We start from the raw sequence: 12973 nt of genomic DNA on the forward strand, positions 1-12973 counted from the left end.
GGTGGTATCACGCAATAAATCACACTACCGATCAACACGGCCCTGTGGGAGCGAGCCTGCTCGCGAATGCATCACCGCGGTACGTCAGAGGTACCGCAGCGCCTGCATTCGCGAGCAGGCTCGCTCCCACAGGGGATCTCCATGATGTCGAAATTTCATACCGGACAAATAACAAGGGGGCGAATTCTCATCCGCCCCCTCGTTTATCCGCTTATTGCTGCGGTTCTTCGTCTGCTGCGGCGTCGAGTTGCTGGTCTTCGACAGCATCGTCGCTCACGACCTGCGCACCGGACACCAGCCCTTCTTCGCCCTCGAGCTCTTCGCCCTCGACTTCCGACGGCTCCTGAACCCGCTCCAGGCCAACCAGCGTTTCATCGTTGGCCAGCTTGATCAGCGTCACGCCCTGAGTGTTACGACCCAGGCTGGACACTTCATCAACACGGGTGCGCACCAATGTGCCCTGGTCGGAAATCAACATGATTTCCTCGCCTTCCTGCACCTGGATAGCACCAACGAGCTTGCCATTACGCTCTTTGGTGACCATCGCGATCACACCCTGACCACCGCGACCACGGCGCGGGAATTTGCTCAGAGCGGTGCGCTTGCCAAAACCACGCTCGGAAGCGGTCAGGATCTGTGCGCCCGACTCCGGGATCAGCATCGAGATCAGCTTCTGATCCTTGAGGATCCGCATGCCGCGGATACCGCGAGCACTACGACCCATTTCGCGCACAGCAGCTTCAGCGAAACGAATCACCTTGCCGGCGTCGGAGAACAGCATGATTTCTTTAGCGCCGTCAGTGATGGCAGCCGCGATCAGCGTATCGCCTTCCTTGAGCTTCAAGGCGATCAGGCCATTGGAGCGCGGACGGGCAAAGCGTGCCAGCGGGGTTTTCTTGACCGTACCGGAAGCCGTGGCCATGAAGATGAATTCGCCGGTTGGCTCAGCCACCAGCTCGGCAGTTTCACCGTCGATCTCTTCCAGCTCGGCGGCTTCTTCAGCTTCAACCACTTCGCCTTCGATGATCGCATCGTCGCTATCATCTTCATCTTCAGCACCCGCACGTTTCTGCAAGGCTTCGAGATCGATCTGCAGCATGGTGGTGATGGTTTCATCAGCTTCCAGCGGCAGCAGATTGACCAGCGGACGGCCACGCGCAGCACGCGATGCTTCTGGAATTTCGTAGGTCTTCAGCCAGTACACCTTGCCTTTGCTGGAGAACAGCAACAGCGTGGAGTGACTGTTGGCGACCAGCAGGTGAGCGATGTAGTCCTCATCCTTGATACCGGTGGCCGATTTACCTTTACCGCCACGACGCTGAGCCTGATACGCAGCCAATGGCTGGGTCTTGGCGTAGCCACCATGGGAAATGGTCACGACGCGCTCTTCTTCCGGGATCATGTCGCCCAGGGTCAAGTCGAGACGGGCATCGAGAATCTCGGTGCGACGCTTGTCGCCGTATTCGGCGCGGATCACTTCCAGCTCTTCGCGGATCACTTCCATCAGACGCACGGCGCTGTTGAGGATGCGGATCAGCTCGCCGATCTGGTTGAGGATCTCTTGATACTCGGCCAGCAGCTTTTCGTGTTCCAGACCGGTCAGGCGGTGCAGACGCAGTTCCAGGATGGCTTGCGCCTGTTCTGGCGACAGGAAGTACTTGCCTTCACGCAGACCGTATTGCGGATCGAGGTTTTCCGGACGGCACGAATCGGCACCGGCACGCTCAACCATGGCCACCACCGCCGAGGATTCCCAAGGCGTGCTGATCAGCGCTTCCTTGGCTTCCGACGGAGTTGGCGACGCCTTGATCAGCGCGATCACCGGGTCGATGTTCGACAGGGCAACGGCCTGGCCTTCAAGAATGTGGCCACGCTCACGCGCTTTGCGCAGCTCGAAAACGGTACGGCGGGTGACGACTTCGCGACGGTGACGGACGAAGGCTTCCAGCAGATCCTTGAGGTTGAGGATCCGCGGACGGCCATCGATCAGCGCCACGATGTTGATGCCGAATACCGATTGCAACTGAGTCTGGGCGTAGAGGTTGTTGAGGATCACCTCAGGCACTTCGCCACGACGCAATTCGATCACGACGCGCATACCGTCCTTGTCGGACTCGTCGCGTAGTTCGGTGATGCCTTCCAGTTTCTTCTCTTTAACCAGCTCGGCGATCTTCTCGATCAGACGCGCCTTGTTCAACTGGTAAGGGAGTTCGGTGATAACGATCTGCTGACGACCACCGACCTTGTCGATGTCTTCAACCATCGAACGCGCACGCATGTAAATGCGGCCACGACCGGTGCGGTAGGCTTCGATAATGCCGGCGCGACCGTTGATGATCGCAGCGGTCGGGAAGTCCGGACCAGGGATGTATTGCATCAGCTCGTCGACAGTCAGCTCGGGATTGTCGATGAGTGCCAGGCAACCGTCGATGACTTCACCGAGGTTGTGCGGCGGAATGTTGGTCGCCATGCCCACGGCAATACCGCTGGAACCGTTGACCAGCAGGTTGGGGATCCGGGTCGGCATGACCGCCGGGATCATCTCGGTGCCGTCGTAGTTCGGCACCCAGTCCACGGTTTCTTTGTGCAGGTCAGCCAGCAGCTCGTGCGCCAGTTTGGTCATGCGCACTTCGGTGTATCGCATGGCCGCAGCGTTGTCGCCGTCGACCGAACCGAAGTTGCCCTGACCATCTACCAGCAGGTAGCGCAGAGAGAAAGGCTGAGCCATGCGGACGATGGTGTCGTACACCGCAGTATCACCGTGTGGGTGATACTTACCGATCACGTCACCGACAACACGGGCAGATTTCTTGTACGGCTTGTTGAAGTCGTTGCCCAGCTCGCTCATCGCGAACAGCACGCGACGGTGCACGGGCTTGAGGCCATCGCGCGCATCCGGCAGTGCACGGCCGACGATCACGCTCATCGCGTAGTCGAGGTAGGACTGCTTCAGCTCGTCTTCGATATTGACCGGGAGGATTTCTTTGGCCAGTTCGCCCATGAGAAGCTCGATTCCTTTTTCTGGTGAAACCTCGTCACATCCATAGGGATCACGAAGCTCGTCGATGCAGACTGAGTGCCATGCGCCGACTTACGACAAATCAACAAGTTGAACCCTGGATTTGCGCAGTGAAGACAACCCCGTGGGACTGCCTCGGAAAACGCCGGATGCTACCACAATCGCCGCCACGCACCTATCCCCCATAAGCGCATGGTGCATAGTTAGTTGACCAGTAATCGCCTGAAAGGGGGACGAGAGAGGCTTAGAGAGTTAATGAATGAAGATTTTGTGATCGGTTTAGGCTTGTTTATTGACTTTTAGGGCTTCATCGCCAGCAGACTAGCTCCCACACTGATCTCCAGTAATCACAATACCTGTGGGAGTGAAGCTGCCCGCGATGGCGCCCCGACAGACGTCAGAGCCAATCAATGCAGGCGTTTGCGGCACATCAACTGGGCCATTTTGGCGGTATCCGGGCGCTCGACGATGCCTTTCTCGGTGACGATCGCATCGATCAGATCCGCCGGCGTCACGTCAAACACAGGGTTGAATGCTTCAACGTCCGCGCCAACGCGCTTGCCGCCCACTTCCAGCAACTCGGCTCCGTCACGCTCCTCAATCGGGATGTCGTCGCCGCTGGCCAGGTTCATGTCGATGGTCGAACTCGGCGCCACGACCATGAAACGCACGCCGTGGTGCATGGCGTTGACCGCCAGTTGATAGGTGCCAATCTTGTTCGCCACATCACCGTTGGCGGTGATGCGGTCAGCGCCGACGATCACCCAGGTCACGCCCTTGGTTTTCATGATGTGCGCGGCCGCGGAGTCGGCGTTCAGGGTCACCGGAATGCCTTCATTGGCCAGTTCCCACGCGGTCAGGCGTGAACCCTGCAGCCAGGGCCGGGTTTCGTCGGCGTAAACGCGTTCAACCATGCCTTCGATAAAAGCCGCCCGAATGACACCCAGCGCCGTACCGAAACCGCCGGTGGCCAGCGCGCCGGTATTGCAGTGGGTCAAAATTGCCTGCGCATTGCCCTGATGCTTGCGGATCAGGTCGACGCCCAGTTGCGCCATGGTCAGGTTGGCTTCGCGGTCGCTTTCATGAATGGCGATGGCTTCGGCTTCCAGCGCCGCAAGTGGATCGGCATTGTCTTTCAAGCGATCGAGGCGATCGTGCATGCGCCCCAACGCCCAGAACAGATTGACCGCCGTCGGGCGGGAGTCGGCCAGCAGGGCAAAATCCTCTTCCAGCGCCGCATACCAGTCGCCACCTTCAGCGACCCGCGCGCGGGCTGCGAGCACAATGCCATAGGCCGCACTGATACCGATGGCCGGTGCGCCGCGCACCACCATCGAGCGAATCGCCTCAGCGACGCCGGCGGCGCTGGTGTAGGCAATCCAGGTTTCCTCGAACGGCAAAATACGCTGATCCAGCAGGTGGAGCGCGCCATCTCGCCAATCGATGGCCTTTACTTTCTCCGCAGCCAACAGTCGATCGCGCATCCCTCACCCCGCACTCATGAACAAAAGCCGCCGATTATAGCGATCCCCCCGCCAAGACGCTCGGGTATACTTCGCCATCCTTTACAAAAGCACTGGAACCGACCCTCGATGCCGAAACCTGCCATTGCGCTCGACTTATTATTGCTGCCGACCTGGCTGGTACCCGTCGAACCTGCTGGCGTTGTGCTCAAGGAGCATGGCCTGGGTATCCGCGACGGGCGCATCGTGTTTATCGGCCCACGCGCCGAAGCGTTGAAGTGTAACGCCACTGAAGTGCGCGAATTACCGGATGTTTTGCTCAGCCCCGGCTTGATCAACGCCCATGGCCACGCGGCGATGACGCTGTTCCGTGGCCTGGCTGACGATCTGCCGTTGATGACTTGGCTGGAGAACCACATCTGGCCGGCCGAAGCCAAATGGGTCGATGAAGATTTTGTCCGTGACGGCACCGATCTGGCCATCGCCGAGCAGATCAAGGGTGGCATCACCTGCTTCTCGGACATGTACTTCTTCCCGAAGGTTGCCAGCGAGCGCGTGCACAACAGCGGCATTCGCGCGCAGATCGCGATTCCGATCCTTGATTTTCCGATTCCCGGTGCCAGCAGCGCCGATGAAGCCATTCGTCAGGGTGTCGAGCTGTTCGGTGATCTGAAGCATCACGAGCGGATCAAAATCACCTTCGGCCCTCATGCACCCTACACCGTCGGCGACGAGAACCTCGAGAAAATCCGCGTGATTGCCGAGGAGCTGGACGCATCGATCCACATGCATGTCCACGAAACCGCTTTTGAGGTGCAGCAATCGCTGGAGCAGCGCGGCGAGCGCCCCCTGGCCCGTCTCGGCCGTCTGGGCCTGCTCGGCCCACGCTTCCAGGCCGTGCACATGACCCAGATCAGCGATGACGACCTCGCGTTGCTGGTAGAAAGCAACACCAGCGTCATTCACTGCCCGGAGTCGAACCTGAAGCTGGCCAGCGGCTTTTGCCCGGTCGAGCGTTTGTGGCAGGCTGGGGTGAATGTCGCGGTCGGCACTGACGGCGCGGCGAGCAACAACGATCTCGACCTGCTCGGCGAAACCCGCACCGCCGCGCTGCTGGCGAAAGCCGTCGCCGGTTCGGCCACGGCGCTGGACGCCCATCGTGCGCTGCGCATGGCGACACTGAATGGCGCGCGTGCGCTGGGGATCGAAACACAGGTTGGTTCACTGGAAATCGGCAAAGCCGCCGACATCGTCGCCTTCGACCTGTCTGGCCTGGCGCAGCAACCGGTCTACGACCCGGTGTCACAACTTATCTATGCCACCGGTCGCGATTGCGTGAAACACCTGTGGGTCGCCGGCAAACAACTGCTCGACGACCGCCGCCTGACGCGACTGGACGAACAACAACTGGGCGCCACCGCCCGCGCCTGGGGCCAGCGCATCAGCGGCCAAACCGAATCGTAAACACCGCGGAGCAACCTCCGCGGCTACAACCCTTTTCAAGTTTTAGAGGATTGAACACATGAGCAACGTCGACCACGCCGAAATCGCCAAATTCGAAGCCCTGGCCCATCGCTGGTGGGACCGCGAAAGCGAGTTCAAGCCACTGCACGACATCAACCCGCTGCGGGTCAACTGGATTGACGAGCGGGTCAATCTGGCCGGCAAGAAAGTCCTCGACGTCGGTTGCGGCGGCGGCATCCTCAGCGAAGCCATGGCCCAGCGTGGCGCCACCGTGATGGGCATCGACATGGGCGAAGCGCCGCTGGCGGTCGCGCAACTGCATCAGCTGGAATCCGGCGTCAGCGTCGAATACCGGCAGATCACCGCCGAAGCCCTGGCCGAGGAAATGCCCGAGCAGTTCGACGTGGTGACTTGCCTGGAAATGCTCGAACACGTGCCAGACCCATCGTCGGTGATCCGCGCCTGCTTCCGCATGGTCAAGCCGGGCGGCCAAGTGTTCTTCTCGACCATCAACCGCAACCCGAAGGCGTACCTGTTCGCCATCATCGGCGCCGAATACATCATGAAGCTGTTGCCGCGCGGCACTCACGACTTCAAGAAATTCATCCGGCCGTCCGAGCTGGGCGCGTGGAGCCGCATGGCCGGCCTGACCGTCAAGGACATCATCGGTCTGACTTACAACCCGCTGACCAAGCACTACAAGCTGGCCAACGACGTAGACGTCAACTACATGATCCAGACCCTGCGCGAGGAGTAAGCCGATGGCCATCAGAGCAGTCCTTTTCGACATGGACGGCACCCTGCTCGACACGGCGCCGGACTTCATCGCCATCTGCCAGGCAATGCGCGCGGATCGCGGCTTGCCGCCGATCAACGACAAGCACATCCGCGACGAGATTTCCGGCGGCGCCAAAGCCATGGTCGCGGTGACGTTTTCGATGGATCCGGAGTCGCCGGGCTTCGAGGCGCTGCGTCTGGAGTTCCTCGAGCGTTATCTGGTCGGTTGTGCCGTGCACAGCAAACTGTTCGACGGCATGGGCGAACTACTCGCCGATATCGAGAAGGCCAATCTGGTATGGGGTGTGGTCACCAACAAACCACTGCGCTTTGCCGAACCGATCATGCGGCAATTGGGGCTGGCCGAGCGTTCGGCGCTGCTGATCTGCCCGGATCACGTGAAAAACAGCAAGCCTGATCCCGAGCCGTTGATCCTCGCGTGCAAGATGCTTGATCTGGATCCATCGACGGTTCTGTTTGTGGGCGATGATCTGCGTGATATCGAATCGGGGCGCGATGCCGGCACAAAAACGGCGGCGGTGACGTTTGGCTACATTCATCCTGACGACAACCCGCGGCATTGGGGCGCGGACGTGGTGGTGGATCATCCGTCGGAATTGCGCAAGGTGCTCGATAGCGCGCTCTGCAGTTGCTGATCAAGGTCAAAAAGATCGCAGCCTGCAGCAGCTCCTACAGGTTGTGATTATCTGTAGGAGCTGCCGCAGGCTGCGATCTTTAGCGTTTAAATGGATTGTGAGGTTTTTATGTTTGATTACTCCGCTCGTCCCGAATTGCTCAAGGATCGGGTCATTCTGGTCACCGGTGCCGGTCGCGGCATTGGCGCGGCTGCGGCGAAAACCTACGCCGCGCATGGAGCGACCGTGCTGCTGCTGGGCAAGACCGAAGCCAATCTGACTCAGGTCTATGACGAGATCGAAGCAGCGGGCCATCCGCAGCCGGCAGTCATTCCGTTCAATCTCGAAACCGCCCTGCCGCACCAGTACGATGAACTGGCGGCGATGATCGAGACCGAATTCGGCCACCTCGACGGCTTGCTGCACAACGCTTCGATTATTGGCCCGCGCACGCCGATCGAGCAGTTGTCCGGGGAAAACTTCATGCGTGTCATGCAAGTCAACGTCAACGCCATGTTCATGCTGACCAGCACATTGTTGCCGCTGCTCAAGCTGTCGCAGGACGCCTCGGTAGTGTTCACTTCCAGCAGCGTCGGCCGTAAGGGCCGTGCTTACTGGGGCGCCTACGGCGTGTCAAAATTCGCCACCGAAGGCTTGATGCAAACACTGGCCGACGAGGTCGACGGCGTTGCGCCGGTACGCTCCAACAGCATCAATCCCGGCGGTACCCGCACCAGCATGCGCGCTCAAGCGTACCCAGGCGAAAACCCGCTGAACAACCCGACACCCGAGGAGATCATGCCGGTCTACCTCTACTTGATGGGCCCGGACAGCACCGGCATCAATGGTCAGGCATTCAACGCCCAGTAGTGCCATACGTCGCATTTGTTGCCGTGGCGGTTTACCGTCGCGGCATAGATTTGCCGCTGCCGACCACAATAAATAAGTCAATTATCCAGCGCCCTCCTTCATCGATATTGCTCAAGCCATTGAATCAAAAGGGTTTTAATAAACCTGAACCGAATGGCACGACTTTCGCTCTAAATTTCCTCAAAGCATGCCGTGTGAAGGCACTGGGGCAAGGCCGGTTTCGATAGCTTACTAATCGTCATCAGGCAGACTAAACTTACGCCAAATGTCCTACGGGACTGATGGATCAGTATGACGCGCAGCCCATAGCCGCTCTCACCCAGCCTGTAAGACAGACTTACTGCTTAGGGGCTCACGCCATATGAAATCACCCTCCCAGACCAATGCAATTGACTTCGACAGCGCCAAATTGCAACGCCTGGGCTTTGGTCAACTGCCTCCCTTGCTGGAGCGGCCGACCAGTCTTGCGCAATTGCGTCAGCAACTGAGCCTGCAACTGCAAACCAGCCTTGAACCGCAGCGGATCCTCGGTCTTTTTTTCCGAGAAGTTCAGCGTCTCGTTCCGCTGGACGCCTTGAGCTACGTGCACCAAGGCAGCGACCTGCGCCTGGAATTCGGCGCTCGTGGTCATCATTCCGTCAGCTACAGCCTGAGCCACGAAGGCGAGCACATGGGCGAACTGGTGTTCCGCCGCAATCAGCGCTTCAACGATCAGGAACAAGGCAATCTCGAATCGCTGCTGTCGTCACTGCTCTATCCGATGCGCAATGCCCTGCTCTACCGCGCCGCCACTCAAAGCGCGTTGCGCGATCCGTTGACCGGCGCCGGCAATCGCATCGCCATGGAGCAGACCCTGCAACGCGAGATCGAAATGTCACGCCGGCACCTGCAACCGTTGTCGGTGCTGATGCTCGACATCGACCATTTCAAACGGGTTAACGACAGTCATGGTCACCGCGCCGGCGATGACGTGCTCAAAGCCGTTGCCGCGTCGATCAAAGGGCAACTGCGCAATGTCGACATGGTGTTTCGTTATGGCGGAGAAGAGTTTCTGATACTGCTGTCCAACACCAGCCGTGAGGCGGCGGCAATGGTTGGTGAGCGTTTGCGTTATGCGGCGCAGGCGGCGGAGTATTACGCCGATGGCCAGTTACTTGAGCTGACTGTCAGCCTGGGATGCTCGACGCTGTTGCCGGGCGAGTCGGCCGAGAGCCTGGTGCGACGTGCCGATAGCGCGCTGTATGTGGCCAAGCGTGAAGGCCGTAATCGCTTGACCATGGCGGGCTGACATTCTTCGACCGCCACAAAACAGTGTGGGAGCGAGCCTGCTCGCGAATGCGATTTGACACTCAACAATGAGTTGACTGACACACCGCCTTCGCGAGCAGGCTCGCTCCCACATTGGGTTGTACGTGAAGCCGAAAATCAGCTTTCGACTACAGCCCTGCGCTCACGGCTTACCAGCAAACGCTCCGACGTTTCGAGTTGCATACAGCGCTCCAGGAACAGGTACATGTAGTCGTAACTCTTGCACACTGCCTGACGTAGTTCGGCTTGCAGAGCCTTGCTCGGGTTCATGCCAGCCAGGGTGCATATGATCTCCAGCGCTTCCCATGGATGAGCATCATCGTACTGGGCATGCATCTTCAGCCACTTCATCGCACGCTTTCGATCTTCCTCCGGGAATGCCGCGGCATAGACACCCGTGGAACAGACCAGCGCCGACCACTCCCCGGTCGCGCCCTCGATTGCATAGTTGGTCGCGGCGATGGCCACGATCAGCGAATCGGCCGAACTGGTGTGCCAGCACCAATGACTCAAGGCATGCAGTTCGGGCGGCACTTGCTGCGCCTGCAAGTCTTCCAGGCTCACGCCATGGGCTCGACTCCAGTGCAGCCAGTAATCGGCGTGATTGAGTTCGACGCGAATGTTGCGCATCAGCCAGCGTCGCGCCATGTCTTCGCCCGGATGGCGGGCAAACTTGGTCTTGGTCAGGTTCTGCGCCATGTACAACGCGAATTGCTCAACCACGGGCCAGCCTCCTACGAGGTACTGACGCATTGTTCTGGCGCTGAGCTTGTCATCACGCATGCGCATATATAACTCATGTTCGACAACCCGGCGCTTGCTCTCGCTGCAATCCTGAATGAGCTGTTGTGCCCAGGCAGGATAACTTGCAGCTTCCATGAGTGGTCCGGTTCGGTTGAATGTGTCGATCACTGTTCGGCTCCTTTTGATTTGTGATTGTAAGGATCGGCAAGAGACTTCAACGGAACGTGCCAGGCGCTTTGAATAACAGCGGCTGCGGTCTGGCGGGCCGACTTTGCAAACTGTCACAGGTAAACAATTGCGGACGTTCGATGACGTAACCCTGAGCGTAATCAACGCCGATTTCAAGCAATGCCTGCTCAATCAGCGTTGTTTCAACAAACTCGGCAATTGTCTGCTTACCCATGACATGCCCGATGTGATTGATCACTTCGACCATTGCGCGGTTAATCGGGTCGTCCAGCATATCCTTTACGAAACTCCCGTCGATCTTCAGGAAGTCTACAGGTAAATGTTTCAGATAAGCGAATGAAGACATTCCGGCGCAAAAGTCGTCCAGCGAGAAGTAACAACCTAAACCTTTGAGTTCATTAATAAATCGGATAGCGCTGCCTAAATTTGCAATGGCGCTAGTTTCGGTAATTTCAAAACAAATCATTTCAGGCGGTATGGCATAGTTAACAAACTGTTCCCGCAGGAAGTGCAAAAACGCGTCATCTCCTATAGTAATTCCTGACAGATTAATCGCACACATCGCTAACGGACCTTCATGTTGTTCCGTAATGCATTGAGCAATAATCTTAAATACGTTTTGCACCACCCAACGGTCCAACTGACTCATCAAACCGTAACGCTCGGCGGCCGGAATGAAACTGTCCGGCAAAATCATCCGCCCGGCTTCGTCATGCAGTCGAAGCAGAATTTCAATGTGCGCGCGCTCTTCCTTGACGCTTCCCAGCGGAGCGATTTGCTGGGCGTAGAGACAGAAGCGGTTTTCCTCCAGTGCCATATGCAAGCGTTGCACCCAGGCCATTTCACCGAAGCGCAGCGACAATTCCGAATCGTCGGCATGGTAGACCTGCACCCGATTACGGCCCTTTTCCTTGGCCATGTAGCAAGCCATGTCGGCGGCGCGCAAAGACGTTTCGAGCGTGGTCGGTGTCTGGGTGATATGCACCAGGCCGATGCTGACGGTGGTCAGAAATGGCCGTCCCTTCCAGACAAAGTGCAGGTTTTGAACGGTCTGGCGCAGGCTTTCGGCAATCTTTTCCGATGCCTCCGGTGCGCAGTTTTCCAAAAGAATGCCGAACTCGTCACCGCCGAGCCGGGCCAGGGTATCGCCCTCTCGCAAGCCCGATTGCAACAAGGCGCAGATGTGCCGCAGCAATTCATCGCCCGCCGCGTGGCCGCAGGTGTCGTTGACCAGTTTGAATTGATCGAGATCGAGGAACATCAGCGCGTGGCGCCCACCCTGACGCGTGAGGTTGTGCAACGCCTGCTCCAGGCGATATTCGAATTCACGACGGTTGGCCAGCCCGGTCAGCGCATCGTGAGTGGCCTGCCACGACAGATTGGCGATGTATTGCCGCTCCTGAGTCATGTCGTGCAGCACCAGCACCGTGCCACTGACTTTTCCGGCATGGCGGATCGGCGCTCCCACCAGCGTCACCGACACCGTGCTGCCGTCCAGCCGCTGGATCAGCTTGGAGTGTTCGCTACCACCGCTGAGCTGGCCGCTGAGAATGTGTTCGATCAGCGTCAGCCCCTCGGTCTGAGCATTGTCATCCAGCAAATTGAACAGTGCGGCCAGCGGCAGACCAGCCGCCTGCTCGGCTTTCCAGTGAGTCAGCGCCTCGGCAGCCGGGTTCATGTAATCGATGGCCCCGGCGACATCAGTGGTGATCACCCCGTCGCCAATCGAATGCAGGGTGATGTGCGCGCGGTCCTTCTCCAGTTGCAGCGCCTCGGCAAAGGCATGGCGTTGCTTGAGCAACTTATGCGTGCGCAACAAGGCCAGCACGATCAACCCCAGTGCCGTGGCCAGGTTGGTCAACAGCAGCAGCCGCAGGATCATTCGCGATCCTTCGCCCAACGCATCGCTGAACGCCTTGGCCGCCGGCGTCACGCCATCGTTGATGGCGAAAATCTGCTCTTTCCAGCGGCGGATATCCGTATCGCTGGCGCTGTTGCCGGTGATCCTTTGGTGCATCTCGCGCGCGACGTTATCCAGCTCCACCAGATAGGCATCGCCCACGGTCCAGCGGTCGATGGCGGTTTCCAGATAACTGAAATGACGAAAATTGAGGTACAGCCAGATCAGGCTGGAGACGTCGTCCGGGTGGTTACCGCCTTTGAGAATGCCCTCGCGCGCCGAGGTCAGGTCCGGCGGCTGACGATCGAGCGCCAAACGCAGCTGATGGCCACCCTGGGGGACGGCAATCGCGTTTTTGTATTTGAGGAAAATCGCCTCGTCACGACTGTCGGCATACAGATTGAGGTAGTAGATGGCGTCCTTCTGGCCCTTGGACCAGAGGCTTTCGCCCGCCACATAACCGCGAACTGCCGACAGGACGTAAAGACTCACGCCACCCAATAACGCCTGAAACACCACGACGGCGATGAAGGGCCAGACGATGCCCAGCAACCGAGGCGTTCCGAGAGTCCGCTTTTGCTTCATGGGATCCCTTGTATGGCAC

The 12973-nt window shown here is 58.7% G+C and carries 9 protein-coding genes; 5 read left to right on the top strand and 4 right to left on the bottom strand.

Going from position 1 to position 12973, the window contains the following annotated elements; translation table 11 throughout:
• Window positions 1-211 precede the first annotated feature (211 nt).
• Together gyrA and mtnA are read right to left on the bottom strand one after the other, a co-directional pair.
• On the bottom strand, window positions 212-3001 hold the full coding sequence (gene gyrA, locus JFT81_RS28345; protein ID WP_201230952.1) for a DNA gyrase subunit A: 2790 nt from the start codon (window positions 2999-3001) through the stop codon (window positions 212-214).
• A 425-nt stretch (window positions 3002-3426) separates the two neighbouring features.
• Window positions 3427-4503, bottom strand: coding sequence for an S-methyl-5-thioribose-1-phosphate isomerase (gene mtnA / locus JFT81_RS28350; protein ID WP_201146747.1), 1077 nt, complete (start codon window positions 4501-4503; stop codon window positions 3427-3429).
• A gap of 108 nt (window positions 4504-4611) precedes the next feature.
• On the opposite strand from mtnA, the gene JFT81_RS28355 reads away from it, so the two are divergent.
• From JFT81_RS28355 to JFT81_RS28375, 5 genes are all read left to right on the top strand, one after another.
• Window positions 4612-5946: a TRZ/ATZ family hydrolase gene (locus JFT81_RS28355; protein WP_201230953.1), complete on the top strand. Its 1335-nt coding sequence runs from the start codon at window positions 4612-4614 to the stop codon at window positions 5944-5946.
• Between the two features lie 58 nt (window positions 5947-6004).
• Complete coding sequence (gene ubiG, locus JFT81_RS28360) at window positions 6005-6703, top strand: bifunctional 2-polyprenyl-6-hydroxyphenol methylase/3-demethylubiquinol 3-O-methyltransferase UbiG (RefSeq protein WP_007908399.1); 699 nt, start codon at window positions 6005-6007, stop codon at window positions 6701-6703.
• A gap of 4 nt (window positions 6704-6707) precedes the next feature.
• Window positions 6708-7379, top strand: coding sequence for an N-acetylmuramic acid 6-phosphate phosphatase MupP (gene mupP, locus JFT81_RS28365; protein WP_201146749.1), 672 nt, complete (start codon window positions 6708-6710; stop codon window positions 7377-7379).
• A gap of 108 nt (window positions 7380-7487) precedes the next feature.
• Complete coding sequence (locus JFT81_RS28370) at window positions 7488-8228, top strand: YciK family oxidoreductase (RefSeq protein WP_025113079.1); 741 nt, start codon at window positions 7488-7490, stop codon at window positions 8226-8228.
• Window positions 8229-8589: 361 nt separating this feature from the next.
• Complete coding sequence (locus JFT81_RS28375; RefSeq protein WP_201230954.1) at window positions 8590-9516, top strand: GGDEF domain-containing protein; 927 nt, start codon at window positions 8590-8592, stop codon at window positions 9514-9516.
• 137 nt (window positions 9517-9653) lie between these two features.
• Here the strand turns inward: JFT81_RS28375 and JFT81_RS28380 are convergent, their stop codons facing one another.
• Both JFT81_RS28380 and JFT81_RS28385 read right to left on the bottom strand, forming a co-directional pair.
• The gene (locus JFT81_RS28380) at window positions 9654-10448 is read right to left on the bottom strand and encodes an iron-containing redox enzyme family protein (protein ID WP_201230955.1); all 795 of its coding nucleotides are present in this window, start codon (window positions 10446-10448) and stop codon (window positions 9654-9656) included.
• Window positions 10449-10494: 46 nt separating this feature from the next.
• A complete protein-coding gene (locus JFT81_RS28385) occupies window positions 10495-12954 on the bottom strand; it encodes an EAL domain-containing protein (protein ID WP_201230956.1) in 2460 nt (819 codons plus the stop codon).
• Between the last annotated feature and the right edge of the window lie 19 nt (window positions 12955-12973).

Source organism: Pseudomonas sp. TH43, assembly GCF_016650635.1.
Lineage (GTDB): Bacteria > Pseudomonadota > Gammaproteobacteria > Pseudomonadales > Pseudomonadaceae > Aquipseudomonas.

Excerpts from the sequence above, each read along its gene's own strand:
- JFT81_RS28385 (WP_201230956.1), bottom strand. The coding sequence starts at position 12,954 with ATGAAGCAAAAGCGGACTCTCGGAACGCCTCGGTTGCTGGGCATCGTC.
- mtnA (WP_201146747.1), bottom strand. The coding sequence starts at position 4,503 with ATGCGCGATCGACTGTTGGCTGCGGAGAAAGTAAAGGCCATCGATTGG.
- JFT81_RS28370 (WP_025113079.1), top strand. The coding sequence starts at position 7,488 with ATGTTTGATTACTCCGCTCGTCCCGAATTGCTCAAGGATCGGGTCATT.
- mupP (WP_201146749.1), top strand. The coding sequence starts at position 6,708 with ATGGCCATCAGAGCAGTCCTTTTCGACATGGACGGCACCCTGCTCGAC.
- gyrA (WP_201230952.1), bottom strand. The coding sequence starts at position 3,001 with ATGGGCGAACTGGCCAAAGAAATCCTCCCGGTCAATATCGAAGACGAG.
- JFT81_RS28375 (WP_201230954.1), top strand. The coding sequence starts at position 8,590 with ATGAAATCACCCTCCCAGACCAATGCAATTGACTTCGACAGCGCCAAA.
- JFT81_RS28355 (WP_201230953.1), top strand. The coding sequence starts at position 4,612 with ATGCCGAAACCTGCCATTGCGCTCGACTTATTATTGCTGCCGACCTGG.
- ubiG (WP_007908399.1), top strand. The coding sequence starts at position 6,005 with ATGAGCAACGTCGACCACGCCGAAATCGCCAAATTCGAAGCCCTGGCC.